35 protein-coding genes and 1 pseudogene are annotated in these 24958 nt (G+C 38.7%); 21 read left to right on the forward strand and 15 right to left on the reverse strand.

Going from position 1 to position 24958, the window contains the following annotated elements; genetic code table 11:
• Positions 1-52: 52 nt before the first annotated feature.
• A complete protein-coding gene (locus tag DSM106972_RS49220) occupies positions 53-646 on the reverse strand; it encodes a helix-turn-helix domain-containing protein (protein WP_127087554.1) in 594 nt (197 codons plus the stop codon).
• Positions 647-704: 58 nt separating this feature from the next.
• On the opposite strand from DSM106972_RS49220, the gene DSM106972_RS49225 reads away from it, so the two are divergent.
• Positions 705-896 (forward strand): hypothetical protein, encoded by a 192-nt coding sequence (locus tag DSM106972_RS49225; RefSeq protein ID WP_127087555.1) that lies wholly within the window; start codon positions 705-707, stop codon positions 894-896.
• A 17-nt stretch (positions 897-913) separates the two neighbouring features.
• On the opposite strand, the gene DSM106972_RS49230 is transcribed toward DSM106972_RS49225, so the two are convergent.
• Positions 914-1177: a hypothetical protein gene (locus DSM106972_RS49230; RefSeq protein ID WP_127087556.1), complete on the reverse strand. Its 264-nt coding sequence runs from the start codon at positions 1175-1177 to the stop codon at positions 914-916.
• A 290-nt stretch (positions 1178-1467) separates the two neighbouring features.
• Between DSM106972_RS49230 and DSM106972_RS49235 the strand changes: the two genes are divergently transcribed.
• Entirely contained in the window at positions 1468-1824 is a 357-nt protein-coding gene (locus DSM106972_RS49235; protein WP_127087557.1) for a hypothetical protein, read from the forward strand.
• A 69-nt stretch (positions 1825-1893) separates the two neighbouring features.
• Here DSM106972_RS49235 and DSM106972_RS49240 read toward each other — a convergent pair whose 3' ends face one another.
• The 4 genes from DSM106972_RS49240 to DSM106972_RS56120 form a co-directional block, all read right to left on the reverse strand.
• Positions 1894-2286, reverse strand: a complete 393-nt coding sequence (locus tag DSM106972_RS49240; RefSeq protein ID WP_127087558.1) for a hypothetical protein — start codon at positions 2284-2286, stop codon at positions 1894-1896.
• A 757-nt stretch (positions 2287-3043) separates the two neighbouring features.
• Positions 3044-3808 carry an acetoacetate decarboxylase family protein gene (locus tag DSM106972_RS49245; protein WP_127087559.1) on the reverse strand — a complete coding sequence of 255 codons (765 nt, stop codon included), beginning with the start codon at positions 3806-3808 and terminating at the stop codon, positions 3044-3046.
• A gap of 183 nt (positions 3809-3991) precedes the next feature.
• Positions 3992-4492: a hypothetical protein gene (locus tag DSM106972_RS49250; protein WP_127087560.1), complete on the reverse strand. Its 501-nt coding sequence runs from the start codon at positions 4490-4492 to the stop codon at positions 3992-3994.
• A 373-nt stretch (positions 4493-4865) separates the two neighbouring features.
• Positions 4866-5258, reverse strand: coding sequence for a methyltransferase family protein (locus tag DSM106972_RS56120; protein WP_411675403.1), 393 nt, complete (start codon positions 5256-5258; stop codon positions 4866-4868).
• Here DSM106972_RS56120 and DSM106972_RS54610 point away from each other — a divergent pair.
• Positions 5173-5355, forward strand: coding sequence for a hypothetical protein (locus DSM106972_RS54610; protein WP_233786951.1), 183 nt, complete (start codon positions 5173-5175; stop codon positions 5353-5355). The two genes, DSM106972_RS56120 and DSM106972_RS54610, sit on opposite strands and share 86 nt — an antisense overlap.
• A 92-nt stretch (positions 5356-5447) precedes the next feature.
• On the opposite strand, the gene DSM106972_RS49260 is transcribed toward DSM106972_RS54610, so the two are convergent.
• On the reverse strand, positions 5448-5822 hold the full coding sequence (locus DSM106972_RS49260) for a VOC family protein (protein WP_127087562.1): 375 nt from the start codon (positions 5820-5822) through the stop codon (positions 5448-5450).
• A gap of 736 nt (positions 5823-6558) precedes the next feature.
• On the opposite strand from DSM106972_RS49260, the gene DSM106972_RS49265 reads away from it, so the two are divergent.
• The 8 genes from DSM106972_RS49265 (at position 6559) to DSM106972_RS49300 (ending at position 12952) form a co-directional block, all read left to right on the forward strand.
• Positions 6559-8631, forward strand: a complete 2073-nt coding sequence (locus DSM106972_RS49265; protein WP_127087563.1) for a ScyD/ScyE family protein — start codon at positions 6559-6561, stop codon at positions 8629-8631.
• Between the two features lie 183 nt (positions 8632-8814).
• The gene (locus DSM106972_RS49270; RefSeq protein ID WP_127087564.1) at positions 8815-9441 is read left to right on the forward strand and encodes a hypothetical protein; all 627 of its coding nucleotides are present in this window, start codon (positions 8815-8817) and stop codon (positions 9439-9441) included.
• Between the two features lie 632 nt (positions 9442-10073).
• Positions 10074-10298, forward strand: coding sequence for a hypothetical protein (locus tag DSM106972_RS49275; RefSeq protein ID WP_127087565.1), 225 nt, complete (start codon positions 10074-10076; stop codon positions 10296-10298).
• 83 nt (positions 10299-10381) lie between these two features.
• A complete protein-coding gene (locus DSM106972_RS49280; protein ID WP_127087566.1) occupies positions 10382-10828 on the forward strand; it encodes a hypothetical protein in 447 nt (148 codons plus the stop codon).
• 78 nt (positions 10829-10906) lie between these two features.
• Entirely contained in the window at positions 10907-11362 is a 456-nt protein-coding gene (locus DSM106972_RS49285; protein ID WP_127087567.1) for a hypothetical protein, read from the forward strand.
• A 44-nt stretch (positions 11363-11406) separates the two neighbouring features.
• Positions 11407-11667, forward strand: a complete 261-nt coding sequence (locus DSM106972_RS49290) for a DUF4177 domain-containing protein (RefSeq protein ID WP_127087568.1) — start codon at positions 11407-11409, stop codon at positions 11665-11667.
• Between the two features lie 173 nt (positions 11668-11840).
• Entirely contained in the window at positions 11841-12449 is a 609-nt protein-coding gene (locus DSM106972_RS49295; RefSeq protein ID WP_127087569.1) for a hypothetical protein, read from the forward strand.
• 65 nt (positions 12450-12514) lie between these two features.
• Positions 12515-12952: a hypothetical protein gene (locus DSM106972_RS49300; RefSeq protein ID WP_127087570.1), complete on the forward strand. Its 438-nt coding sequence runs from the start codon at positions 12515-12517 to the stop codon at positions 12950-12952.
• 24 nt (positions 12953-12976) lie between these two features.
• Here the strand turns inward: DSM106972_RS49300 and DSM106972_RS49305 are convergent, their stop codons facing one another.
• Together DSM106972_RS49305 and DSM106972_RS55255 are read right to left on the reverse strand one after the other, a co-directional pair.
• Positions 12977-13219: a hypothetical protein gene (locus DSM106972_RS49305; RefSeq protein ID WP_127087571.1), complete on the reverse strand. Its 243-nt coding sequence runs from the start codon at positions 13217-13219 to the stop codon at positions 12977-12979.
• 34 nt (positions 13220-13253) lie between these two features.
• Complete coding sequence (locus DSM106972_RS55255; RefSeq protein ID WP_267901244.1) at positions 13254-13379, reverse strand: hypothetical protein; 126 nt, start codon at positions 13377-13379, stop codon at positions 13254-13256.
• A 166-nt stretch (positions 13380-13545) separates the two neighbouring features.
• Between DSM106972_RS55255 and DSM106972_RS49310 the strand changes: the two are divergent.
• A pseudogene (locus DSM106972_RS49310) lies at positions 13546-13758 on the forward strand (NAD(P)-binding protein); the annotation flags it as partial.
• A gap of 172 nt (positions 13759-13930) precedes the next feature.
• On the opposite strand, the gene DSM106972_RS49315 reads toward DSM106972_RS49310, so the two are convergent.
• Entirely contained in the window at positions 13931-14122 is a 192-nt protein-coding gene (locus tag DSM106972_RS49315) for a hypothetical protein (protein WP_127087572.1), read from the reverse strand.
• A gap of 161 nt (positions 14123-14283) precedes the next feature.
• Here DSM106972_RS49315 and DSM106972_RS49320 point away from each other — a divergent pair, with 161 nt between their 5' ends.
• A complete protein-coding gene (locus DSM106972_RS49320; RefSeq protein ID WP_201800905.1) occupies positions 14284-15840 on the forward strand; it encodes an NACHT domain-containing protein in 1557 nt (518 codons plus the stop codon).
• A 69-nt stretch (positions 15841-15909) separates the two neighbouring features.
• Positions 15910-16605 (forward strand): NACHT C-terminal helical domain 2-containing protein, encoded by a 696-nt coding sequence (locus DSM106972_RS52995; protein WP_201800906.1) that lies wholly within the window; start codon positions 15910-15912, stop codon positions 16603-16605.
• Between the two features lie 23 nt (positions 16606-16628).
• Here the strand turns inward: DSM106972_RS52995 and DSM106972_RS49325 are convergent, their stop codons facing one another.
• Complete coding sequence (locus DSM106972_RS49325; protein ID WP_127087573.1) at positions 16629-16871, reverse strand: hypothetical protein; 243 nt, start codon at positions 16869-16871, stop codon at positions 16629-16631.
• Between DSM106972_RS49325 and DSM106972_RS52005 the strand changes: the two genes are divergently transcribed.
• The 6 genes from DSM106972_RS52005 (at position 16872) to DSM106972_RS49350 (ending at position 21622) form a co-directional block, all read left to right on the forward strand.
• Positions 16872-17045, forward strand: coding sequence for a hypothetical protein (locus DSM106972_RS52005; protein WP_158633029.1), 174 nt, complete (start codon positions 16872-16874; stop codon positions 17043-17045). It abuts the gene before it with no gap.
• A gap of 316 nt (positions 17046-17361) precedes the next feature.
• A complete protein-coding gene (locus DSM106972_RS49330) occupies positions 17362-17862 on the forward strand; it encodes a hypothetical protein (protein ID WP_127087574.1) in 501 nt (166 codons plus the stop codon).
• 501 nt (positions 17863-18363) lie between these two features.
• Entirely contained in the window at positions 18364-18639 is a 276-nt protein-coding gene (locus DSM106972_RS49335; RefSeq protein ID WP_127087575.1) for a hypothetical protein, read from the forward strand.
• Between the two features lie 496 nt (positions 18640-19135).
• The gene (locus DSM106972_RS49340) at positions 19136-20683 is read left to right on the forward strand and encodes a GMC oxidoreductase (protein WP_127087576.1); all 1548 of its coding nucleotides are present in this window, start codon (positions 19136-19138) and stop codon (positions 20681-20683) included.
• A gap of 17 nt (positions 20684-20700) precedes the next feature.
• The gene (locus tag DSM106972_RS49345; protein WP_127087577.1) at positions 20701-21132 is read left to right on the forward strand and encodes a hypothetical protein; all 432 of its coding nucleotides are present in this window, start codon (positions 20701-20703) and stop codon (positions 21130-21132) included.
• 286 nt (positions 21133-21418) lie between these two features.
• Positions 21419-21622, forward strand: a complete 204-nt coding sequence (locus DSM106972_RS49350) for a hypothetical protein (protein WP_127087578.1) — start codon at positions 21419-21421, stop codon at positions 21620-21622.
• Between the two features lie 193 nt (positions 21623-21815).
• Here the strand turns inward: DSM106972_RS49350 and DSM106972_RS49355 are convergent, their stop codons facing one another.
• The 4 genes from DSM106972_RS49355 to DSM106972_RS49365 form a co-directional block, all read right to left on the reverse strand.
• Positions 21816-22220, reverse strand: a complete 405-nt coding sequence (locus DSM106972_RS49355) for a DUF3085 domain-containing protein (protein WP_127087579.1) — start codon at positions 22218-22220, stop codon at positions 21816-21818.
• 146 nt (positions 22221-22366) lie between these two features.
• On the reverse strand, positions 22367-22765 hold the full coding sequence (locus tag DSM106972_RS49360; protein WP_233786952.1) for a hypothetical protein: 399 nt from the start codon (positions 22763-22765) through the stop codon (positions 22367-22369).
• A complete protein-coding gene (locus tag DSM106972_RS54615; RefSeq protein WP_233786953.1) occupies positions 22766-22936 on the reverse strand; it encodes a hypothetical protein in 171 nt (56 codons plus the stop codon).
• Between the two features lie 27 nt (positions 22937-22963).
• The gene (locus DSM106972_RS49365) at positions 22964-23689 is read right to left on the reverse strand and encodes a PEP-CTERM sorting domain-containing protein (protein ID WP_127087580.1); all 726 of its coding nucleotides are present in this window, start codon (positions 23687-23689) and stop codon (positions 22964-22966) included.
• Positions 23690-24301: 612 nt separating this feature from the next.
• On the opposite strand from DSM106972_RS49365, the gene DSM106972_RS49370 reads away from it, so the two are divergent.
• Positions 24302-24853: an RICIN domain-containing protein gene (locus DSM106972_RS49370; RefSeq protein WP_158633030.1), complete on the forward strand. Its 552-nt coding sequence runs from the start codon at positions 24302-24304 to the stop codon at positions 24851-24853.
• Positions 24854-24958: the final 105 nt, after the last annotated feature.

Raw genomic sequence — 24958 nt, forward strand, 5'->3', positions numbered from 1 at the left:
AGCTATTTATCTACTGTTGCAATTTTACAGTTTTTATTTTGAATTTATGGGTTTATGCGGTAGGTGCAAGATATGAGTTATGAAATCGCATCCATCCTAACTTAGGCAAGTAGATTTTATTACCATCTACTTTTACACCCATTTGATAAGTAAAAGACGTGAAGTTACTACGATTCTTGAAAGAAGGGAAGCCTTGCCCATTGAAGAAATTTTCGTATGCTGTATCCAACCGCTTAACATTTTGTTGTAATACTGTTGAATCAATATCAGCATACCAAGGTCTTGCCTTTTTGAGTTGTGGTAATGCAGTAATTTGAATATCTCCAACACTACGACGCAGACTTTTAAGGTCTACCAGTATCTGGCAATATTCACCTTGAATTGATTGCAATGTTTCTTCAAATATTTTATCCTCTTTCCAAGGCTCTCCGCTGGCTCCACTCTTGCTGACAAAACAAGTTATGGGACAAGCAGGAGCTTTAGTTCTAACATCACAGTATTCACCTTGTATAAATTTTTGGTTATACTGAGATATCCTATCATTCAAACACCAATTGTAATGACTCCTAAGCATGTCTATCCAACGACCCATTCCGGTACTTTGACTTTCATTAGGTTGAAGTTTATACACATAGTTTGTTAGCAAGTTTTACTCACCTCCTTTAGCTTTTATGTAACATCTAGTATAGGTGAATGTTCTAGAAATGTCAACAGGAAAAGGAAAAAAAAGAATTAGAGAGCAACCAGTTTTATACGATGAACCGAAGAAAAAACGTGGTGTTATGCTTACAGATACAGCCTGGTACAAAATACAAGAACTAGCAGCACTCAACAGTATGAGTGCAAGTGAATATCTTGAACAAATGATTAGAAATCATAGCATGACTGATGGCTAAAGTCATTCTGTGTGCTTTCATCCCCGCCATGAATGGACGGGGAATTTCGGTGCAGATAACTTTGTTAACAGCTTATTACTTATAAATATAATTTGTAGAATGTACATAGTGATAGCGCTTGGGTTAAGTCTATGAAAACGTGGAACTAGCCAAGCTATCATGAAAAAGAAGTAAACGATACTTAGAAGAATATAAGCTAAACCAATCAAGGTTGCAGGAGTGGCGCCGACATTAACCTGAGCTAAATAATACATTTGTAGTCCTTTGGTTATAATAAGCATTATTTTAATCACTTTGAACAGGCGCCGATAAAAACTTAGAATTGTAGTATGAATATATAGTTATTTAGTAATTAGTGCCTATTATAACTTCGGATACCTAGCACTTGCTCCTTTCATTGAATTTATTAAAAACTATATAACTAAATTAAAATTATTCAGGGACAAGTTTAATGAAGTCGTGATTCTTGTGAGTACAGGCGCCGTTTACTTAGGCTAGTCTTGAAGAATAAAAATAGTCTAGTAAATGTACTGAGGAAGAAAGTCATCATTTAACATAAAGTAATAATTTTATGAATATAAGTAGTAAATCTATTTTTAGTCTCGCAATTTGTACAATAACTTTGCTGTCTTGTTCCAAAGACTATCGACCTACGGCTATTAACATCACTAATAATTCTAAAAGTATCTTAAACGATGTTGTAGTTTCAGGTACTGATTTTTCAGTTCAAATTGGAAAGGTTAGCATTAATGAGAAAAAATCAATTTCTGTTAGACCTTCAGGTGAATCAAGCGTAACTGTAAATTTTAACGTTGCTGGTAAAAACTATTCTTCTGGCAAACAAGGTTATTTCGAGCCAGGATACCGCAGTATGAACGTCCAAATCGCACCAGATTTTACAGTTAAAGTAGAGAATGGTAAGATTTGATACAAGTATAGTAATAATGTTAGGCGCCCGATAATTAATGGAATTGTAGTGTATAGGCGCCTGTTGCCACTAAATACTATCATCGACCCATCCACATTCTGGACAATCGAAGTGGATAATAGCAGTGTAGTCACGGTTAAAGGTATGACCGCACTGTGGGCACTTGCCAGTAAATAAGGGATGGTTATCTATTATATGCAGCTGCTGTTCTGTGGTGAGATGTTGCGGCGCCTGCCTTGTCCCATAACTAATACGCTCTATTACTAACTCGTTGTTTATATATCTGGCGCCTTCTGGTTCCCAAAGTTCGGGTTCCTCCGCGTCTGGGTCAGGAGCGAAGTAAGGGCAAGTTTCACCATCTGGACCATCGGGGACGACTGCACAAAATAGATAAGGGTTTCCACAGTAAAAACGACATCTTGTACAGTCTGGTATTCGTCGGGAAGCTCTCGGTTTTATCATAAGATTACATGGTATGCGGGAAACTCAGAGAATGCGCGACCTGAGAGGGAAGCGACCCAACAAGTTTTAACTTGATTGAATCTTTCCCCTTGCTCTCTTTGGATAAACAGAGGAGTAGTGTTTATCCATATCTCTGTATGCCGAGAATCGCCTTTTCTACTCAAAGTAATGTTAGCTTCTCCCAAGGGGAGACACTTCGTGAACGACAAAGTTATTGGTCGGTACTATCCAAACGACACTGACTTTCACTCAATAAGTCTATTTAATCGTTCAGTTCTAGGGTCACGAGACTAGCTACGCATCTCGGAGTAGGTCTTTAACTCTTACCAATAACATAGTAACGAAGTACTGAGTCTGGTCAACTAAAACCAAAACCTTAAACTTCAAGCAATCGCTAGAGAGCTTCAGTGGCTTTAGCCCTGAGTCGTTGACGATGCACTACGTGATAAACATTCCACTATGTTAGCTATTGGTGGGATGGAGTTACGACGCCGAATTTACTTAATTTATGTGGCAAAGTAATAATTAGCACAACTGTTATTGTAATTAAAACATCAGTATTAAGTATTAATGTATTCATTAGCGATGGGTACTTATCTAAGTATGGAAGACAGGCGCCAGATCAAAAACGGATAAAAAAAATCTAAATTATAATTGGCTGAAACTACTGTAAGGTAAAGATTTAAAGACTTGCGTTTACAATCTTAACGTGCATACAAATTTGCCTCCGGAGCGCACGTTCCTGCCTCGAAGCGTCTCAGATTACTGAAAAACTTTCAATCACTGGCGTTAAAATAACTTGATGTTGCGGTGCATACTGATAACCGATAATCTTGCCTAAGTTCCACTCTTTTAATTCTTTGGCAATGGAATGCTCTCCAAGTTCAAGACTTACCCTAGAAGAGTCTCGATGACTCCAACACTGTCGCTCACTTACGATTACATCGCAACGAAGCAAATACCCAGACCTTACGGTAATCGGTTGCATTCGTGAGCGAGGAACATTTTGTAACACTCCCTCTTGACCACTTAGGGTGAGAATAGACTGATTTGCTTCTTTAAGGTGGCACCTGACCCACTTTCCATCCCTCTCAAAAGTAATATCTGCTAAAAACTTGGGATAACCAGCGAACTCTACACCTAAGTCCCTAGCAATTTCTGTTGTTACTGGTAGATGATGGATATAGACTTGTGGGACGGTCGGGACTTTATGTAGAGTACCTATAAATAAGGGAGAAGATTTATCTAATATCACTGGTACTGCAATTGATACTTCATTGTAAGCTCCAATATCACTATGTCGATACTCAAACGCTGAGATAGAGACAACACAATGCCAAGGTGTAACTCGAAACGGGTGCATCCTTTTAGAGGGCAAAAATTGACGTACCTTTTCAATCGAGGCTAAAAATTGCACAGAAAGGGTGGCAACATCATAATAGAAGATTGGTAGGGAAATTTTTGTACTACCCCAAGGGATTTCTACCTGCTTGATTTGTTGAAAGAAATCTGTGTGCAGCATAGTCTTTTTCTGCTCCTTTATGAGTACTATTTAATAGTAACCCTCTATTGCTACTGTCTCACCCATAGCTAATACGTTCGTAACTCACTTCCTCGTTAATATACAATATACCTGGCGCCATATTTTGATAAAAACTTATGAATATAAGTCAGACGTATAAAAACCTCAGTATAAGGTATGATTTTATTCTTGGTTAGTGAATATTTGTCTCAGTATGAAAGACAGGCGCCGGAATCTAAAAATCAGTTTTAACTTTTCCGAAATCACAAAACCAGCAGTTGTAGCAACTAATATTATTCGATTATTATTACTTCCTATATTAAACTTGTGCGGATATACCGCAATCAAACCCAGTCTATAAGCTGGGTTTTTGGTTTTCTCCGTATATATAAGAATGTCACTTAATATATTTTGTGCAAGAATATCAAATCGAGTCCGTGCAACTACTTTGATTAAGCACTTTGTATATATGATAAAATCAAAAGTCTCAACTACAGAAGATAAGTTTGTAATAGCTCCCAGTTTACTGATAGGCGCCATCATATTCATCACTTCCTTTGTTATTTTTGTTGTGGCAAAACTTTTAGAGGCGCCGACCGTTGCAGAATATGCTTTACAAGGTTTTGTTCTTGGTGTTGGTATTTGTTCATACAGAATAGTTAATCGTATAGTCGATGATGTCACAAATTTCATTGAAAGTAAGAAATAAATTTACATAAAATAGGCGCCACATTACAGGCGCCTGAAACTTAATCAGTTTATATCGTGGCAAAAATTTTAGAGGCGCCGAACATTATGTTCTATCTTTATTCAATTTATCTGGAGTTATCTGTTGCTCTAGAAATAGCAAGACGATGTTGTTCGTCCATCGCAATGCAAGATTGAATCATAGCTTCAACATCACCAGTCAAAGCAAAATATTTATCTGATAACGGCGCCTAACATCAAGGGTTTGCTAATCTGCCATCGTACACTAGTTACGGCGCCTACTAATAAAGTATTAATTTACAAATTGTAGTGTTACGTTGGTTTCAATAAACTATTGTTCGGCTGCTGCTTACAGCCAGCGACGTACAGAAGCTTTATAGGATAGGTAATCCAACGGGAAGAGAGTTTCCAGATATTGTTCCTCTCGTGGAATGACCACGAACGACATTAGCGCCACTGCTGGTATGAGGGTAATGAGTAGCCAAAGACTGTTGACCCAGTATGCGATTCCAAGCTGGAGCAGTGAAAAAGACAGATAAATAGGATTGCGACTGCAACGATATAGTCCAGTGCGTACAATAGCGGTGGTGGGACGATTACCCGGCACGGGTGTGTTGGCAATCCGAAACTCGCGAACAGCCCAGAGGAACAGAGCTATGGCGATAAGCACTGTAATGCAACCGAGCGGCACGCTCACGGCAGGAGGCACGAACCGTACTGACCATGTAAAATGCAGCAACACACCCAAAGTGATGGCGCCCAGGTATATAAAAGGAGGTCGCATTAACCCGATATTAGCGGCTTCTGGCACCATGTTTGTTGAAGCTTTGTTGCTATGATTATCGCTTGACATATAATCCGCCGTCAGGGAAGAATCCTGTATTTATAATAAGCATTATTTTAATTACTTTGAGGCGCCGTCAGGGAAGGGTTAGGTTTCGGGTTCGTGGCAAACCACTTCGATGTTATGCCCGTCCGGATCAATGACGAAAGCTGCATAGTAGTTTGGGTGGTAGTGCTGGCGCAGACCAGGCGCACCATTGTCTTTGCCACCCGCCTTCAAAGCCGCGCGATAGAAAGCTTCGACTTGCTGGCGATTAAGGGCCGTGAACGCCAAGTGAAGATGCGCTGGCTTCTCCTCGGTTTGGTACAGGCACAATGAAGTATTATCCTTTGAGCTAATCTCGACACCGTATGTCGGCGAACCCTCCGAGACAACGACTACGCCGAGCGGTTCGAGTGCCTTGAGGAAGAACTCTTTGCTCGCTGCATAGTTGCTAACTCCAAATTTGACGTGGTCAAACATGAGTTCTCCTGAAGTGTGTGGACAATTGAAGTGGATTACAGCGGTGTTGTTTAAATGATTATAAGCAGTTAAGCGATGAATCAGAAGTAGCGACGAGTCAATATAATCACGATTGTAAACGTGATAAAAATGGAATTGGTTGCGAAAAATAGATGTGAGGTGCCTGCCCTAGAAGTGGCGCCATATTTACTGATAATAGGTTTGTTTGTGAGAAGGCACGTCTAAATATCTAAGTATAGAGTGTCATTTTACTCTGTTTTGACAGAGGTAAATCTAAGTATGGAAGAACAGGCGCCCGGAATCTAAAAATAAACTTTAACTTTTCCGAAATCATAAAAACAGCAGTTGTAGTAGTTAATATACAAACGATTATTATTACTTCTTATACTAAAGCGCGCGGGCATACCGCAAAACCAACCCGGCTATTAAAGCTGGGTTTTTGGTTTTCTCCGTAAATACAAGGGTGTTACCTTGATATTTTTAATGTTGGCGCCTCCATAAAACAGGCGCCTAAAATCTCACATCTTAGTATCAGATATTGCCGACTATACGGAATAAAGTTATCTGGGGAACTCCAAGAGGAGCAAGTATTATTTTATTCATTGTCCATAATTTTAACGTACTAGTAAAAAAATATACTTTTGTGTAGAGAGGTTCTCTTTGCATAAACAAACTCTATTGCCGCCCATAAGTACCTTTGAAACACAATTATGTAACTTCAAGGACAGAAAACCCTATGTATCATCAACAGAATGCAAGTGTTATCATAGACAATTCTTTGAATAACAGCAGTTCTAACGTTCGCTCGGCTCAAACGGCGCCATTTGAGGAGTTAAATTTTAATTTGGGTCGCAGCAGTGAAATAATTGGTAAAAAAGCGTATGTGACAGTGGGAACGCCACAGATATCAGAAATTGAGGTGCTAGCATCTGGTCTGGACGGTCCACGTAAATTGAACTTTGGCCCATCGGGCGCCCTTTATGTTGCGGAAGCAGGACGAGGGGGAACAGGCGCCAGTATTCCGTCTCCAAGTCTACCAGGCGCCTCGTTGTTTTATGGCGCAACGGGTGCAATTACCCGAATTCAAAACGGTGTTGCGGAGCGAGTTGTCACCGGACTACCATCGGTAGCATTCCCCAATGGGTCAGATGCATCAGGTGTCCATGATATTGAATTTGATGCTGATGGAAACGCCTATGCGATTGTAGGTCTCGCCAGTAATCCAGCTAATCGAGATAATCTTTTACAAATTCCTGATTTTAGCCAGTTGATTGCAATTGATAGTTTTGATGATGGTGGTTCCTGGACTCTCTTAAGGGATTTCGGCGCCTATGAACAAAACAATAACCCTGATGGACAAGACGTAAATACTAACCTTTACGATTTGCTGATTAAGGACAATAAGGCTTATGTTTTAGATACAGGCGCCAATGATTTGCTATCCGTTCGCGCGTTTGGCAGCGAAATTAATTTAGAAACTGTCTTTCCGGCTCGTTCCACAACTGATCCCCTCACAGGTAAAACTGTGGTGCGGCAATCTGTCCCCACTTCAGTCACCGTTGGTCCCGATGGCGCCCTTTATGTTGGCGAATTGACTGGGTTTCCTTTTCAAACAGGGACAGCGCAAGTTTATCGCATTAATGCTGATGGTCAACCCGAAGTTTATGCAGGTGGTTTTACCAATATTTCTGATATTGCCTTTGACAAGTCCGGTGGTTTATATGTTCTAGAGTACGACGCGGATGGTATTTTGAATGGCAGTGACACAGGCGCCTTGATTTATGTGTCTCCAGATGGTAGAACTCGCACGACGCTTACAAATGATGAGCTAATTAATCCCACAGGTATAGAAATTGGTACTGATGGTGATATTTATATTTCTAACAAGGGCTTTACCGCTGGACAAGGCGAAGTGCTGCGTTTAGAAATAGATAACAGCTTTAAGCCCAATTCGATTTGTAATCACGTAAAACACGGTGAAAAACCGCAGGTTGGTGTGACACTCTCATCAACAACAGTTGTTGAAGGAAGTGGGATACCGTTGGTATATTCATTTAACCTAAGTACACCTGCACCAAAAGGAGGTTTGCAACTGAAATTTTTAGTGAGTGACTCTGATGGTGGTTCTGATGATGCATCTGTTGTAGGTTTTGAGTCACAAAGCAGCAACATTACAGACACATCATTTGCTATAGAAAACGGTAGCGCTTTTTTCTTAATCGATATTGCCCCAGGTGCTAAAACTGCTTCTTTGGCAGTCGGAGCATATGAAGATAATGTTGTGGAAGGGGACGAAACTGTTGTATTTAACCTTGTTGATAACAAAAACAGCTATACTATTGATCGAAAGAATAGCTTTGTTATCGCTACAATTAAAGATGCAGAGATTGTAACATCACCGGCACCTATAACTATTGATTTTGATGAAAGTTGGTCTTTCAAAATCGATGACTATGCAATTGAGCATCAAGGAAAAGCGGTTGTTGATATTGAAGTCAGCTATGACTATATTGATGGAATTGGAGTTCCAGACCCCTTTCAGTATCCAGATTTTTTGCCGATTGAGAAATATATTGAGAATTTCCTGGTAAAATATCCTAACGAGACTGATTTTTGGGAGATTCTAAACAAAAATTTGGTTAAGTCTTTACTTACAGAGCTAATTCCCACACCATATGGAATTGACTACAAATTAGCTGATGTTCTAGATTCTTTAACTGTAAAAATAGACGTGGAATCTGGTTCATCGGGTATTAGTACTCTTCGTTCTAGTACTGTTACGGGTAAACCACAAAAAACAGCGATTTAGTTTTTAGTGACACCAACCAAGAGAAAAAAGAGAGACTATGTGTACATCGGCGCCTCCATCAAACAGGCGCCTAAAATCCCACACAAGTATAAAACATTGCCTTAAATACGGTATAAATTTATTTGAGGAACTTTTTAGAGTGTTGTGAGACTATACTTCTCGTTAAACCCAAATGTATAATTTATGCTTCGTACAAAGAATATTGTTCAAGTGATTGCCTTATCTACCGTGATGTTCGGCGCCGGAGTGAGTGTAGCAACTGTTGCTTTGTCGTACTTACCGATGGTGAATGCTAGCTCCACAAGCATTGCACAAGGTATAAAGCAGTCAAAAGAAGAGGTTGATGAAGACAATGATTTGAAATTTAGAGTTCAAGGCTGTAAAAGAGTTGGTAAAAATGTTGCTTGTGATGTTCTAGCAACAAATCTAAAAAAAGAGAATCGAAAACTATGGATTAGCTGGAGTACTCAAACTAGAGGTAGAGTTATTGATACGAATGGTAATCAATATATTGCAAAACAAACCCAAATCGGTCAATCAATATCCAAGGACGGTGAACCACTAGCTGCAAATCTAATTGAGGGTGTTCCTACAAAAATAATTTATACCTTTGAGATACCACGGGAAGTGACTAATTTAGCAGTTGTTGAAGTTAATTATAATATTCCAGCAGCTAATGCATCGGCAAATTCTATAGATGGTAAAGTCGCAATTCGTGATATAAATATCGGCGCCGCTCAAGCCTCCAACCCTACAAAGAACGATTGTATTCCAGCACAAACAAATCCGAAAAAGCCAAGACAAAGATAATCGCGCTTAGTATATAAATAATTAATCAGGATTGGTAACAGCCGAAGCATTGTGATGGGCGCCTATTACTCTTCCTCATTAATAATAAGAATGCGCTTTCACATCAAACAAGCGCCTAAATATTAAAATCGACGCCAGTATTCTACAGTAACTTTTACAACACTGAATGTGTGAACTTTAAATGTTTGAGAAGTAAGTGGCGCCACTTTAAATTTTTTTATTATACTAACATTTTAGATTGTCAATCTATATTTTTTGTTTAATACTATCAAAGTATTCCTACATATTATTTGGGAACATTGCGAAGAGAATATGAGGGTCAACGAGGAAATATTTTTTTATGACGGCGCCTGTTTGCTAAAAATAACGTGTTATCAAGGGTTTGCAGCGGCGCCATTGTACAGGTGATGACTGATTCTACAGTAGTTACGGCGCCTATTGATAAGGTATCGTATTAATCGTTATAGTCCTTATATGAACTGCATCTCATAGTTTAAATGAGTATAAATGACAGATATATTTGATTATCTAATGGTGGCGCCGTAATTTAATCATTTTTATTTGAACTGAGAAAAATAAGTATTTTCTCGCAAGACTATCATATTATTAATTTATAAAATAGAGCGCGCGCGTTGAGTTTAGTCTCTGATTTTAAAGGAAGTCAACTCAAAAAATGGAACAGCGCTGATAATGGGCAATTGAGATTAGCTTCTTCTAGCTTAATAAATATTAACATTCAAGGAGAAGCGAACCCTTTGGTCAGGTATCGTCGAGCAGAACTAAGCTTAAAAAATTTCAATAAGTATAAATACTCTGAGGGTATAGCGGCGCCGAAAAACTGTTTGGACTGGTCTTGAATCTTGCTTTATAGGCGCCGACATTGTACGACCAGAGAAACGGTATCAAAGATTAATTCAAATATTTACTACTTCCAATAACTATGAAGATTATCAAAAGTATCATACTTATTTCTGCTATCTCTGGTATAGCGTTTAGCTCTCAAATAGCATCAGCCAATTCTCCTGAAGTACAAAAAGTAGCTAAACATATCAAATCTGTTGGACAAGTTAAAGAAGAAATTCGAGAAATTATATCATCTTGTCAAGAAAGTGGATGTAGTGGATATGGTATACATTCCCTAGGTATGAGAATATGTGAGCTTACACAGGCTTTGGATATAAAAGTAAACGGTAAAATTAGCGGTAAGCGTTTATCTAACCGTCAAACTATTCCTATTTCAAAATCTGATATCAGTTTGATGCGTATGATTTTAAGCCAGTGTCAATGGCAAGTTTATCACGCTCACAATGACCCACCGGATTTTACTTATAGACCTACAGCTAAAATGAGACAAAAAATTAATAGGCAGTTTAGAATACCTGTTTAATTCTGTCGGTAACGAGGCGCCGAAAATAGTTTCAAGTTGTCCAAGCATAATTTAACTACAAAATCAATCAACACTCTTATGTCGATAAAACACCTTACAGTTGGGTTGACTATCAGTTTAATAGTTGGATTATTCCCTAATAGTCCAACAATAGCTCAAGAAACAATTGTTGATAGTCAGTGTAGAAACCATCAACAAATCCATCCAGACGATGGATATCGTATATTCTACAAATCAGAATTCAAAGTAGGAGGAGAGAATTACTGGCTTTATTCTGCTAGATACGAAGACGGCGCCGCAATTGTCTGTATTTCTAAACCGGGATTCAAACAGGCAAGACATTTAAAATTAAAACCGATAGATTCTGTTTTTATTCACGAAGTTACCAATGACGCGCGCAACAAAGCAGCTTTTCTAGTAACCGTCGCTGGTGGTAATGGCTCGTATGTACCAATGACGCAGTACAGGCTCTCTTTATCTACACCGAATAAGCCTGTACTTACCAAGCTGCGAACTTGGACATCTCGCGACTAAACAAGTTTAAATACAACTTACATATAACTGAAAACACATTAAGTATGAAAAAGCAATCTTTGCTGAACATCGGAATAGTAGCAACATTAATTTTTGCTGTAATTTCTATTTTTTCACCTTTACAGAGTATGACTGCAAAAGCTCAGTCTAGACCAGTAATTGAATACAAAGTCGTAGCAATACCTGGTAATATTTCACAATCATCTCTCCAATCTACGTTGAATGAGCAGGGTAAGTCAGGATGGAGATACAGTAATATTAATACCCTTCTTGGTGGTAATTACGTAATACTCTCAAGACCTTAACGCTATAAATGAACTTGCTCCCATAGCATGAACACGGCGCCTGCAAGGGATTGGTATTTTACTGCTGATACAAAGAGAAAACTAAAGCAGGGTGGTTGTACTACTTCTTTGCCAACGAGATACTAAGTTACGGCGCCGTTATGCTACAAAGAGTATTATAATTTTTTACTGCCATGAATAAGATAAAATTCCTTCAATGTACTTTAGTAACAATTGTATTACTAACTACTCCATTCATTACTGCCAAAACATTTGCACAGCAGTCTGTGTACAAAAATTATGATAATTCAATATTGTCAAAAACTGCGGTTAAACCAGTTAAAATCAATTGGAAAAAATTGCAGCACCAAAGCAATTTACTAGATAAATATGTGACAAGTCGAAGAGGAAACTTTGATAATACTAAAATTCCTAGTCATCTACGCATAAAGTTACCAGATGGCTTGATTTATAATTCACGTCATAAAAATGATGCTAGTTTTGCTAATATTCTTCGTCGTACAGGAGGCGAAAGTATTATCCTACACGGCGTTATGGACAAAGGTGTTTACTCTTATTTAGCCGTAACAGCAGGAGGAATACTATATCAAATAGAAACCAACGGACGTGCTTATCCAGCTACTGGGATGGACGACGCTAATTACATGGAGCTTACAAATTTAACAATTGATAAGATTGTTAAACAAAATTCAAAGTTTTACTTTTACACCGCAAAGGGAGTTTATTTAATAGATGTGAACCAGCGTTCGGTTTCCAAAGCTGTAAAATATCCCAAGATTTAAATGAATTATAGGCGCCTGTTGTAATGCTTAATATTTAAAAAGAGTATAGTTAAATTAATAATGATATGAAAAAACAATTAATTAGTACTTTCTTCATAATATGTTGTTATTTGCCAAATTCTGCTATGGCTCAGGTGAATGATGGTCATTGTAATTCGCCTTACCAGAGATTAGTGGAGAAAGTAGATCAAGAAGCATCAGTATGCCATCACACCTCAATGGATGATGGTGAGCAATATTTCACTATCACGAGGTACGATACAAATAATCAAATGTTATCTTATGTTTCAGTAACATCTGCTGAAGATGGCATAAAAACTGTTCGTGTTAGTGATAAACAAAGTAACCTTGATAATGATACAGTTTTCACCTTAGATAGAAGAACTTTTAAATTTTGGATAACATATCCCAATGCAAATTTAGTAAATAGATACAAAAGTGATATTACTGCAATTTTAGATGCAATGGAAAAACATGCAGAAAAGCCAGTACAGAATTTTTAGGCATACGCCAATAACAACGGCGCCTTACTCTTCAATAATGTTACCGTTCTTATCCCGTTTTATTTCAATTACCTGCACATCACCACCTTCCCACTCTTCAACGGTGAACCCTGCTGTCGTTTCAGTTGGATACCGCATTGCCATAATTTGCCACGCCTCCTCTTCGCTGTTCGCGTGGATGTAATGTCCCTGGCGTTCTCTAATGTCGTCACCTCCAGCACAATCATGTTGATATAAAGCATTCCTGGTACATCGATACTCTCGCATTTGCCATTCGCCAATTTAAAACACGCGAAACATTTTAGCTTTTTTGTGCGTAATTTGGCAGCGAGTAGGCGCCTGTACCAATAAATTCCCGTGCGTAAAAGATTTCAATGCGAACTAGTAAGTAGGCGCCAATAAGCAAGTAAGAACGAATTGTTCTCAAAATGTACTAATAAATAGTACACAAGGAAATACTATTGGGCGCCTGCTTCAGTTATAGAATTATCTACTGAGGTAATTGTTGATTTCTCCGTTGTCCTACCGTTAAGGCGCCTATCAATACAAGATTTCACAATACTTAGATAAAATTACACTGTTGAGAATTTAGTATGTTCAGGGCAATAAATCGTCGCCAATTCATTCAAACTTCACTCTTGGCTAGCGCATCTATTGGAGTTTCTGCAATTAGTGCTTCTGCCTCCAACAAGGAAAATAACGTTGAGGCAATAGTTATTGGTAGTGGGTTTGGTGGAGCAGTTGCAGCGTTACGTCTCGCCCAAGCAGGAATTGAGACAATTGTATTAGACAGAGGGCGCCGATATTGCTAATTAAGTATTAGAGAACTCCAAGAAAAAAAATGCCCAATGTCATTCTGAACGCAGTGAAGAATCTCGCGGATATTTTACTCTGCGAAAAAAATACGTTAACATAACGCTTTAAGATGCTTCGTTCCTCAGCATGACACTACAGGATCATTCATTTTTTGGCTTACTCTTATTGTTTGGGTTGTATGTCGCATCCGCCTTCAAAGAGTCGGTACTCTAACCCCCATGCTTTAATTACCAAACTGACAGAATTACAGTTGTTGTCTAGGAGAATAACCAAGCTCGGCGCCAGTGCCAGCAGTGTAAGAATGATTAGCACCCACAGGGAATTACGAGTTTTTGAAACTAAGTTGTTTTTCATACAGGGTAATAATTTACTTAGATAAGGGTTGTTAGTTCCAACTGTTTTAAGTATTAAGGTTTGGTCTGAAAACATCAGCACAAGCATTGATTGACTTCTGCCTACTTTTTGCGTGACTTTGAATTTTAATCTAGAATTGATATAGTTTTTTGTGCTGAACTATGGGAACAAGGTCGCTAAAAGCATGTGATGAGGGTATCCATTTGGCTCAAAATGCGATAACAGCAAAAAAATGGAGTCAGGAAGATTTAGCTAACGAGTTAACAATATCAAGACAGCCTGTTACTAAGTTTTTCGGTGGTGAGAAAGTAGACCGTAAAATATTCGTTAGTATCTGCAACATACTGGAACTTAAGTGGCAAGAAATAAGTAACGAACAATCGGCGCCCGGACAGGAGTTATTAACTGAGACTATACATATTGATGAGTTAGTAATAACTGCACGCGAGAAGATTGGCGCCGATATTGAAGAACGTTGCGGTATGCGTGTACTAGATATGACGCAGCCAATAGGGTTAGATCATATTTACACCAGTGTTAACATTTTGGAAAAAATTACTGGACGTAGACGAGCATCTATAGAAGAATTAACTGAAAATGTGTCTGTAAAAAATTTTGAGAGATTTAGCTTAGGAGGGATACGTCTCGAACGAGTACCAGGTTTGAAAGCGGTAGCAAAATACTCCAAGCTAATGATTTTGGGTAAACCTGGTGCTGGGAAGACAACTTTTCTTAAGTATTTAGCGTATTCGTGTATAAAAGGCAAGTTTCAAGAACAATCTATTCCTTTATTTATCACGCTCAAAGATTTCGCAGAGGCGCGGAACCAGCCTAATTTATTAACGTATTTAAATCAAATATTTATTAAATATAATATTACAACCAATACGGATACTGGTATAAATTCCGCAGAACAACTATTAAAACAAGGTAAGTTGCTTGTGCTTCTGGATGGTTTAGATGAAGTACGAGAAACTGATAGCGCGCGGGTTTTAAAGCTGATTCAAGATTTTACAAATGATTATCCTGTGAATCAATTTGTTATTACTTGTCGCATTGCTGCGAAGGAATATACTTTTGGGCAGTTTACTGAAGTCGAAGTTGCTGATTTTAATGATGAACAAATTAAATCTTTTAGTCAAAAGTGGTTTACTGCTAAAAAGGACACAGTAAAAGCTACAAAATTTTTTGAAAAGTTAGAAGACGATAAAGCAATTTGTGAACTTGCAACGAATCCACTGTTATTAACGTTACTGTGTTTGGTATTTGAAGATTCGGCGGAATTTCCTAAAAATCGCTCTGAGCTTTATAAAGAAGGTTTAGATGTACTACTCAAGAAGTGGGATGTGAAGCGCAATATTGAACGCGACCAAGTATACAAGAAACTATCCCTCAAACGCAAGGAAGATTTATTAAGTCAAGTCGCTTATTCAACTTTTGAGCAGGGACAATATTTCTTCAAGCAAAAAGAAGTTGAAGCACGTATTATTGAATATATTCGCAATTTACCTGACTATAGTGATGACGAAGAAGCGCTACAGCTTGATTGTGAAGCAGTATTAAAATCAATCGAAGCGCAGCATGGTTTGTTTGTGGAACGCGCGCGCGGTATTTACTCTTTCTCACATTTGACTTTTCATGAGTACTTCACGGCAAGAAAAATTAAAGAAGCAGGTAATAATAAACTTTTACTAGATTTATGTACTCATATTATCTAAACACGTTGGCGTGAAGTTTTTTTGTTAACTGTGGGAATGTTAGTTAATGCGGACTCATTGTTACAATTGATGAAACAACAGATTGATGGGCTTTTAGCTGGTGATCAAAAATTCCAGCAGTTTCTTGCTTGGGTTGAGGAAAAATCTAATTCGGTTAAGGCGCCTTATAAACCTGCTGCTGTGCGTGCTTACTATTTATCCCTCGGCGGAGGTCTCAACTTCTCCCGATACCGCCGATACCAAGACCTCGGTCTCGACCTCGACCTCGACCTCGCCCGATACCTCGACCGAGACTTCGACCTCGCCCGATACCTCGCCCGATACGTAGAACGAGACTTCGGCCGAGAACTCGCCCTCATGCTCGCCAAAGACCAATACCTCGACCGATACCTCGACCGATACCTCGACCGAGACCTCGACCGAGACCCCGCTCTTGAAGACGAATTGAAGCACAAGTTGCAGCAGTTAAAAACTGAACTGCCTAATCCAAGAGAAAATTATGATATTTTCAAACAATGGTGGAAAGAGAACGGCGCCAATTGGACAGAACAACTAAGGGCTATTATGATTGAACATCGCAATATTGGTCATGACTGGCAGTTTACTGACTCTCAAAAAGAACTGTTGAAAAAATATCACGGCGCCAATAAGTTACTTGTTGAATGTCTTAATAGTGATTGTTATGTTAACCGCGATGTTCGTAAACAAATTGAAGATACGTTGTTATTACCTATAAAATCTATACAGGCGGTGACCGAGAGGTAGAATTGGTATCCAATCCGGCGCCATCACTCCTCAATTACATTCCCATCCTTATCCCTTTTAACTTCCACTACCTTTACATCTCCCCCTTGCCATTCCTCGACGGTAAACCCCGCTGTGGTTTCTTCTGGATACCGAACTGCCATTTTCTGCCAAGCTTCCTCCTCATTCCTAGCCCAGATATAATGTCCCTGACGTTCCCGCAGGTCATTACGTCCAGCACAGTCATGCTGGTATAGGGCATTCCTTGTACAGCGATACTCGCGCATTTGTTGAAGCCGATTACAAAACAGTTCAATATTTTAGCGTGGTTGTGCGTAAGTTGGCAGCAAGTGGCGCCGGGTTTTCGTAAAATGGGACAAGAAGCAAAGTTTTGTGAACTTCACTTGCAACAACTACTATTTCATAATTTTTACAAAGTCAGGCGCCTGTTTGAGCATTAATTTCTTGAATCCAAACGTAAGTCAATGTTTACGCTGCTCACTGTATCGTTTCCATGAAGATGTGCGCGGCGCCTGTGCGGTAGGGTGTTTACTTTGTGAGAAATAGCTAAAAAAAGTTCATACAGTTTGTGTATCATTACAAAATTAAATGCGCTTACTCTTTATAATAGATTTGTACTTATGTCAAAAGGTAGATTTTGAGCGTGATTATAACTTTTTGCATAAATAGCTTCTTGCTATTTGCAAGTAAGTATATATGAAGCGATTATCCCGATTGCTTCAATTTTAATTAGATTGCGTATAGGGAGATTCTACAATGACACTTTTTACAAGACGAGCATTCATTAGTATTAGTGTTGGTACGGTTTTGGCAGGCTTTAACCCCGAACCAGCCAATGCTCAAATAAGCAGAATTAGGGGATTAATTCCAGCAGTAATAAAGTTTAAGGACTGGGCTTGGCCTTATCTAAAAGAAGCTTTACTTCAAGAAATAGCTAATCAGGCTGCACATTATATTGTTGAACATGCAAGAGAAATTGTGCAGGTCACCGTTAATTTAACGCGCGAAGGTATCGAACGTATTAATGCAGCATTAAGAGATGAAACTAATTCGCATTTACTAGAAATTGCAAGTGCTGCTGTTGCTGCTGGTGTTGTATTTACTATAGCGGTATCGGGACCTGGTAGCCTTTTTACAGTCCCAATGGAACTAGTTGCTGAAGCTGCAACATTGCCTTTATTGCTGGTATTTTATCACGACGATGTAAGCAATTTTATTGCTGGACAGGCATATGAAGTCATTGCTAGTTCGTATTAGTTTGGTGAATATATAACTTGCTTGGCGCCCACTACAATCATGCTGATACTGCATTGCCTTCATGCACTAAAAGAGCAGGCGCCGTTTTTCTTTGTGCTAAGTAGTTTATTCGGTGCCTAATAATTGTTTCCATCAGTATAATCGCTCTTCTTAGTATGTTAGAGAAGCAACAGTAACATTTCGCTTGCGTCAATATATAGGTCAATCAAACTGCTTGACCATGCGTTAAGCGGCGCCGTTTGTTGAAAATGAGAACCAATGGTTCCTAAACTGTACTATTTATAGTACTGATGAGAAGATTATTAGGCGCCTGCTTTTACATTATCTTAAGTAGGAAAAATAAATATGATACAGTGGCGATAATAACCCAAGATTCCATCTATATATAAATAAATTACAAATTTTGTATGTGAGTCCGGCGTATGAATGGCTCAGTATAAAGTATGATTTTAGTCATTTATGATGAAAAATATTTAAGTATGAAATACAGGCACCCTAATTATGAAGCACATTATATCTATTGGTGTCGAGCAGTTTATTGAAATTGAATATACTGTTGGTGGTAGCGGTTTTATGACCTCCGTAGGACTCAAGTGTGATGAAAGAGAAGCCGTATCAGAAGGAACATTGGAAGCACTCGCTGCATATAATGGCGCCATTGATGGTCTAGAAGCGTTGATCCTTGCTCAGGCTTGTGAGGGTATTGATATTACTACTGATGCGTATAAACGTGCGGTAATATCAGCAATCGAGGGTATTGATAACAATTTTGGTTAAAGGGCGCTGTGTTAGGCGCCACATAATAATTCCCCTCCGGGACATGTAACCGCGTTCCGATTCGTGAGTTTCGAGGGGCCTACTGATTTCTACAATCGATACATTTAATCATTACTTTTTAGCTATATAGTATTTTGGTCTGTGTGAAGTGTTGATTAGCAGGGCGCCTGTTAATCAGTACCCTCAGAGATGCATATTTTTGCATTTATTTTCAGTGCAAAGACTCAACTAAAGTTAAGTTGTGAGCCTCAATAAATATTAAAAATTGTAACCTTATAATTTAATTAATGCGCCTGTAAAAATTTTCTATCAATAAACTTTTAAATGTCTTATTATCTGAGATGAGAATAAATTGTTATCCATTTGTACTATTTTTAGTACATGCACGGAATAACTAAAAACATTAGTGTCCAAAACACCCTTCTGGTTGTTAAAGGCGCCTATCAATATAAGATTTCACAATACTTAGATAAAATTACACTGTTGAGAATTTAGTATGTTCAGGGTAATAAATCGTCGCCAATTCATTCAAACTTCACTCTTGGCTAGCGCATCTATTGGAGTTTCAGCAATTAGTGCTTCTGCCTCCAACAAGGAAAATAACGTTGAAGCAATAGTTATTGGTAGCGGGTTTGGTGGAGCAGTCGCAGCGCTACGTCTCGCCCAAGCAGGAATTGAGACAATTGTATTAGAGAGAGGGCGCCGATGGTTAATTACCGATGCGGGAGATACTTTCTCTACGGGAGCAAAGCCAGATGGACGTTCGTCGTGGTTAAGTTCTACAGCAGTAGCTTCTAACAATGTTCCGATTGACGTATATACAGGTGTACTTGACATTAAAGTTGGGGACGGTATTAATGTTTTGCGAGGAGCAGGTGTAGGTGGTGGTTCTTTAGTTTACAATGCTGTTATTTACCAACCGACAAGAGAAAATTTTTACAAGGTCTTTCCTCGCAGCATTAATTACGAGGAACTTGATAGTACTTACTACCCACGGGTACGTTCAATTCTTAAGCCTTCCCCCATACCAGATGATATTCTCCAAACTAAATACTATTTAGCTGCCCGTACTTTCTTAGAACAAGCAGCAAAGGCAAACTTAAAAGTAAACAAACTTGATATAAATGTTGATTGGGATATTGTTCGTCAAGAAATCACTGGTCAGAAAGTACCTTCTGCAATTGTGGGTGAAGTTTTATATGGCATGAACAGCGGCGCCAAAAATAGCTTAGATAAGAATTATTTGAGTATGGCAGAAGCTACTGGTAAAGCCAAAATCTTACCTTTACATGTGGTAACAGAAATTGAGGAACTTAATCAAAGACGTTTTCGGGTTGTTTGTAATCAAATTAATGAGCAAGGAACAGTAATTGCTCAAAAAAGTTTTACTTGTCGCTATCTATTCTTAGCTGCTGGTTCAATCGGAACTACTGAATTGTTACTGCGAGCGAAGTACAACGGTAAACTACGTCGTTTGAATAACAACGTAGGAATGAATTGGGGAACTAATGGTGATTCGATCTTGCTTGTGGCTACAAATTCGGGTCAAACCAATCCTACACAAGGAGGTCCCGCAGTCGGTGGAATAGAAGACTTTGATAACCCAATTGCCCCTGTAGTAATCGAACAAATTCCTTTTTCTTCGTTGCCAGAAGGTGTTTATGCGACTCTGGCTCAAGGAATTACTTTGCCAGAAGGAAAGTTAACTTACAATGCGAAAACAAACTCCACCGACTTGTTCTGGCCTAAAAACTCAGCAAACAATCAAAAATTAACCCAAGCATATCAAGCCACATATCAGAAACTCAACCAAGCTAGTGGTATAACCAATTCGCAAACATTAGACTTTAGTACTTCTGTTCATCCACTTGGAGGCGCTACAGTTGGTAGTGTTTGCAATTCGTACATGAAAGTTAAAGGTTACGCGAACTTGTTTGTTGTTGATGGTGCTTTTATTCCCGGTTCAACCGCTTGTGTTAATCCTTCATTAACTATTGCCGCTTTGGCAGAACGGTGTATGGATAATTTTCTGGAGGAGAAGTAGGTATCTTAGAGACTCAGATGTTGAATCACAAGAGTAATAATTCTTTGGGAAACGGCGCCTCTATATTTGATGGCGCCCTAAAACAAAGTAAAATCAGGATTGTTCATAATTTGTTCGCTATGAGAGTAACAAGAACAATAGTTTATTTATCCCAACTTAAAGACATAGCTGTTTTATTTCCCGGTGATATTCATCGCTTGGCAGAATTTATACTGGATTGTTCTGAGGCTGCTGACCGTATAAACGACATCACTCATCAAAGTAATATAAGACACTCAAGACCTACACTACATGGTTTATCAAAGCATTTTGCAGAGCTTACACAAGTTCATGTTTCTTTAGTTGTAAAGAAATTGGAAGTATTGGAAGTTGATTTTAACTCAGCCATTGAGTTTGATTTACCAGACGGCACCAAGAAACGGAAACGGGCGCCGAAAACCTTTACATAAATTTATACTTGTCTTTTAAAAAGAATCGAAACGACCAGTATTTATTAAAATATTAGGCGCCTGTTTTATGCATCATATTAAGTATTCGGTGATTGTAAAAAAGAAATATGATACAGCACCGACAATTACCCAATGCTTCATCTATACAAAGATAAAAGATAGGCGCCTCAAGGTTAGTCAGGGATAATTGTTACACGTCACAGGCGCCCCAATTATGAAGCACATTATATCTATTGGTCTCGATCAGTTTATTGAAATTGAGTACACTCCTGGGGGCAGCTGTTCAATGACCTCTGTAGGACTCAAATGTGATGAAAGAGAAGCCGTATCAGAACGGAATTTTGAAGCACTGCCTGCATATAACGGTGCCATTGATGGTCTAGAAGCATTAATCCTTGCTCAGGCTTGCGAGGGTATTGACATTACTACTGATGCGTACAAGCGTGCGGTAATATCAGCAATTGAAGGTATCGATAACAATTTTGGTTAAAGGCGCCTGTTAATGAAAAAGGGTGCTAATAATAAAGATTACATTGAGGCGCCGAAGTTTAATGTCTGATGTGCGCGCTTTTTGGCTCGGAGAAGGCGCCTGTGAATAATTACCCTCAAAAACGATAGGTGCCGAGTAACAAATTGTTCTCATAGCGTACTAGCATATAGTACATAATTAAATAAATTGATAGTTAATATAATGCGTCTATTTCCTCTTCGGTAACTTCAAGTTGGATATATTCACCTGGTTTAAGCAAGGCAGCTTCAATAAAATCTGCTCCTAAAAAATAAACTCCATCTGAACCAAATGATTGTTCTTTTATACGGCGCCATTCCTCAAATGGCAGTGTTTTCGGATTGCATTCTTTTGCAAACACTACAAATGCAGGGTTATCTGGAGTTGGTTCGCCAAGGACGCCGTCCTCTAATAAGCTTGGTTTGCCGTTAGTAGACATAAGATATATACCTTCATCCCCTACAATTACTAACTGTGGTCGCTTTGTCCTTTCGCCTTCATATGTAGATGCATACCGTTCAGACTTTTTAGAATGTTCAAGTAGTGTTTGAACATCTCGTTTTAGAAAATGTAATCGCATGACTTTTATCGCTCCTTGATTACTTTAATTAACAGTTTAATACATATTAGAGTAAATTATCGGCACCGTGCGTTAAACCACCTGTGGTAATAATTAAGCGAGCAAGGAATATTTAAATACAAACTGCCATCCGGAGGCGCCTTTATTCAAGCGCAATAATTTTCTAGAGAACCTTGGCGCCGCACGTCTAAAGTTACGCAATGAAATCCTCCTCCCAGTGTTCTTGAGTGCCTGAGTTGGAGGGGTATTACATCAACGTTGCGCTTTTCAAGCTCTCGAATTAAAGGATATTGATTTTTATCGACAACTGCTAAATTTGGATTAACCATCAAGAAATTCATACCAATCCACTCGGAGCATAAAGCTGTATCTATATAACCAGTATCAACTATTTGCTCAATGTAAATAATATCCCATCCCTTAAACAAACTGGGTAGATTCTGCTCACCAACTCGTTCTGCATTCATTACCACCAAACCAGGGCGAACAACCGTAATAGTAGTATCTACATGAAATCCAGAGTAAATATTGTCACAGGTATGCACTCAGTATTCGTTACCTAAAAATGTTTGCAGCCATTTGGCGCCGTATTTATTACCGCTATCGGAGACAAGGTAGAAAATATCTTTTCCTAAACGCAATACGTTGGCTGCATCGAATGCTGGTTCAAGTTCTTTAACTGCAAATTGATATTCATTAAAGGTTACAGGCGCCATTTTCCACCTTGAGAGCTGCAACGTTCGCTATTTAGTAGTCTTAACCATCAGAAACTGCGACTTACGATTAAGTATCAGTCTGCCTAAAAAAGCGCACGCTAAAATACCAAATGTTGAGCTTGGTTCAGGAACCGTGGTTTTAGTTGAAGCAGTAGTGATTAGTAATTTTGGCCCTTTACCAGAAAAGGTGCCACGGTCTAAAGTGATTGCTCCAATGTTTTGGGCACGAATACCAAAACCTGGTATATTTTTGCCATCGCTAACTATATTTTGAATAAATGAAGTTACATCGAAGTTTAAGGTTTCCTCAATATATTCTGGCGAAACCTTGGCAGTATCTAAAATAGTTCCAGCTTGAAAATCCTCTTCATCAGGTTGTTCATTACCTACATATCCACGCACGGTTAACCCAGAAGGTCTTATATTACTAACTCCTAAACCACCCGTTAAATTTGGTAAAACTGTTACTTGGTAAGTAGCTTTTGCAATTGTTTCTTCAACAGGTATAGAAAGTCCACTTAGATTAAACTCGGCATTCTCACTGTTCTCTCCGAAAGTACCAAGCACTACTGTATCAAAATTACCAGGAAAAACTGCGTCTGTGTCTCCTTGACCATCAAAAGTTCCGGGAGAGAAGCCATCTCCAACTTCAAACGTAACAGTTGGGTTAAAAGTAAAATTAGCCGCTCTAGCTTTAACAGTTGGTAAAATTGAACACAAGCATATTGTTGTTGCTAAAAGAAGTTTAATCATACTTAGCTAAATTCTGATTTACTGTATGTACAAGTTCTTATTATAAGTGTGATTTTTAGTGCGAGTATTACAATAAATTATTAATATATACGAATATAGCTATGAAATAAGTAGTGGAGATTGCTAATGATTGACTGTACAGGCGCCTGTATTATTATTTTCTGGTTTTGGCAAGGCAAATACTGAAACACTTGAACCAACGATTAATAAAGCTATTTAATGCAGGCGCCATTACAGATTGTACTATCGTATAGTACATAAGTATAAAGTGAAAGATAGGCGCCTCAAGGTTAGTCATGGATAATTGTTACACGTCACAGGCGCCATACTTTATAATCCCAATAATTTAAATTAAAGTCCAAGCGATTCTGTCGTAGAGAACAACTGATTTAGCAGATATTACAGGTGTATACTCAGCACCTACTAAAAAACCTGATAAAAACTGGTAATAACTGAAAAATCATTACCATAACCAGTTACGGAGCCACGGTGAATGCCCCTTTTTGAGTAACCTTCATTTGTTCTCGTTCAAGTATAACTTGAGCTTCAGTAGGGTCTGCCTTTCCCTTTCTTTTACCCCCAAACTGATTGCTACCTCCCGGCTTTCGCTTTTTGTGGGTCTTTTTCTGGGATTCGAGTACTAAGGAATCTAATAAGAACCGTGATCTCGGTATCGAGTTCAAACATACGGGGTCTACGGATATTTTCTACTGGATTATTGCGGAGCATAGTGGTAAAGCGCTTATGCCTGAAAACCATTCCAAGAATGTAGGTACTCGTATCGTGCAAATGAGTAAAGGTAACTTTGGCGCCCAGCACTGGAAAATTTTACACATGAGTACTGATAGCAACGGGCAAAGTGTCCGCAAGTTTAGGAATCGGCACTCAAAGCTCTGTATCTGGGTTTATAGCAACAGCGAAAATGATGTATTGAAGCAGGACGGGTGTGAAAGCGGCTCGTCTGATGCACGCAAACCTGAGTGGAAAGTATCGAATAAGTATGATATGTGGGCTGGGAAGCCATTCACCACTTGGTCGCAGTACAGTGGGCGCTGCATGAGTATAAATAATGTTTCTTCTTCTGACTATGCTTCGGCTGTCCAGTACACGTGCGTTGGTGGAGCAAATCAAAGGTTTCGAGTACAGTACGTTCCTGGTACTTGAGTCTGTATGTGCCTGTATTTTATATCCCACATTCCGCACTTCAATTTGAAGTACAAAAGATTACAACCAAGAAAAAAGCAAAAATTCAGGATGACGAAGAAATAG

The organism is Dulcicalothrix desertica PCC 7102, assembly GCF_003991905.1.
Lineage (GTDB): Bacteria > Cyanobacteriota > Cyanobacteriia > Cyanobacteriales > Nostocaceae > Dulcicalothrix > Dulcicalothrix desertica.

Excerpts from the sequence above, each read along its gene's own strand:
- DSM106972_RS49225 (WP_127087555.1), top strand. The coding sequence starts at position 705 with ATGTCAACAGGAAAAGGAAAAAAAAGAATTAGAGAGCAACCAGTTTTA.
- DSM106972_RS49230 (WP_127087556.1), bottom strand. The coding sequence starts at position 1,177 with ATGCTTATTATAACCAAAGGACTACAAATGTATTATTTAGCTCAGGTT.
- DSM106972_RS49235 (WP_127087557.1), top strand. The coding sequence starts at position 1,468 with ATGAATATAAGTAGTAAATCTATTTTTAGTCTCGCAATTTGTACAATA.
- DSM106972_RS49240 (WP_127087558.1), bottom strand. The coding sequence starts at position 2,286 with ATGATAAAACCGAGAGCTTCCCGACGAATACCAGACTGTACAAGATGT.
- DSM106972_RS49245 (WP_127087559.1), bottom strand. The coding sequence starts at position 3,808 with ATGCTGCACACAGATTTCTTTCAACAAATCAAGCAGGTAGAAATCCCT.
- DSM106972_RS54610 (WP_233786951.1), top strand. The coding sequence starts at position 5,173 with ATGGCGATAAGCACTGTAATGCAACCGAGCGGCACGCTCACGGCAGGA.
- DSM106972_RS49260 (WP_127087562.1), bottom strand. The coding sequence starts at position 5,822 with ATGTTTGACCACGTCAAATTTGGAGTTAGCAACTATGCAGCGAGCAAA.
- DSM106972_RS49265 (WP_127087563.1), top strand. The coding sequence starts at position 6,559 with ATGTATCATCAACAGAATGCAAGTGTTATCATAGACAATTCTTTGAAT.
- DSM106972_RS49270 (WP_127087564.1), top strand. The coding sequence starts at position 8,815 with ATGCTTCGTACAAAGAATATTGTTCAAGTGATTGCCTTATCTACCGTG.
- DSM106972_RS49280 (WP_127087566.1), top strand. The coding sequence starts at position 10,382 with ATGAAGATTATCAAAAGTATCATACTTATTTCTGCTATCTCTGGTATA.
- DSM106972_RS49285 (WP_127087567.1), top strand. The coding sequence starts at position 10,907 with ATGTCGATAAAACACCTTACAGTTGGGTTGACTATCAGTTTAATAGTT.
- DSM106972_RS49290 (WP_127087568.1), top strand. The coding sequence starts at position 11,407 with ATGAAAAAGCAATCTTTGCTGAACATCGGAATAGTAGCAACATTAATT.
- DSM106972_RS49295 (WP_127087569.1), top strand. The coding sequence starts at position 11,841 with ATGAATAAGATAAAATTCCTTCAATGTACTTTAGTAACAATTGTATTA.
- DSM106972_RS49300 (WP_127087570.1), top strand. The coding sequence starts at position 12,515 with ATGAAAAAACAATTAATTAGTACTTTCTTCATAATATGTTGTTATTTG.
- DSM106972_RS49305 (WP_127087571.1), bottom strand. The coding sequence starts at position 13,219 with ATGCGAGAGTATCGATGTACCAGGAATGCTTTATATCAACATGATTGT.
- DSM106972_RS49315 (WP_127087572.1), bottom strand. The coding sequence starts at position 14,122 with ATGAAAAACAACTTAGTTTCAAAAACTCGTAATTCCCTGTGGGTGCTA.
- DSM106972_RS49320 (WP_201800905.1), top strand. The coding sequence starts at position 14,284 with ATGGGAACAAGGTCGCTAAAAGCATGTGATGAGGGTATCCATTTGGCT.
- DSM106972_RS52995 (WP_201800906.1), top strand. The coding sequence starts at position 15,910 with ATGAAACAACAGATTGATGGGCTTTTAGCTGGTGATCAAAAATTCCAG.
- DSM106972_RS49325 (WP_127087573.1), bottom strand. The coding sequence starts at position 16,871 with ATGCGCGAGTATCGCTGTACAAGGAATGCCCTATACCAGCATGACTGT.
- DSM106972_RS49330 (WP_127087574.1), top strand. The coding sequence starts at position 17,362 with ATGACACTTTTTACAAGACGAGCATTCATTAGTATTAGTGTTGGTACG.
- DSM106972_RS49335 (WP_127087575.1), top strand. The coding sequence starts at position 18,364 with ATGAAGCACATTATATCTATTGGTGTCGAGCAGTTTATTGAAATTGAA.
- DSM106972_RS49340 (WP_127087576.1), top strand. The coding sequence starts at position 19,136 with ATGTTCAGGGTAATAAATCGTCGCCAATTCATTCAAACTTCACTCTTG.
- DSM106972_RS49345 (WP_127087577.1), top strand. The coding sequence starts at position 20,701 with ATGTTGAATCACAAGAGTAATAATTCTTTGGGAAACGGCGCCTCTATA.
- DSM106972_RS49350 (WP_127087578.1), top strand. The coding sequence starts at position 21,419 with ATGACCTCTGTAGGACTCAAATGTGATGAAAGAGAAGCCGTATCAGAA.
- DSM106972_RS49355 (WP_127087579.1), bottom strand. The coding sequence starts at position 22,220 with ATGCGATTACATTTTCTAAAACGAGATGTTCAAACACTACTTGAACAT.
- DSM106972_RS54615 (WP_233786953.1), bottom strand. The coding sequence starts at position 22,936 with ATGGCGCCTGTAACCTTTAATGAATATCAATTTGCAGTTAAAGAACTT.
- DSM106972_RS49365 (WP_127087580.1), bottom strand. The coding sequence starts at position 23,689 with ATGATTAAACTTCTTTTAGCAACAACAATATGCTTGTGTTCAATTTTA.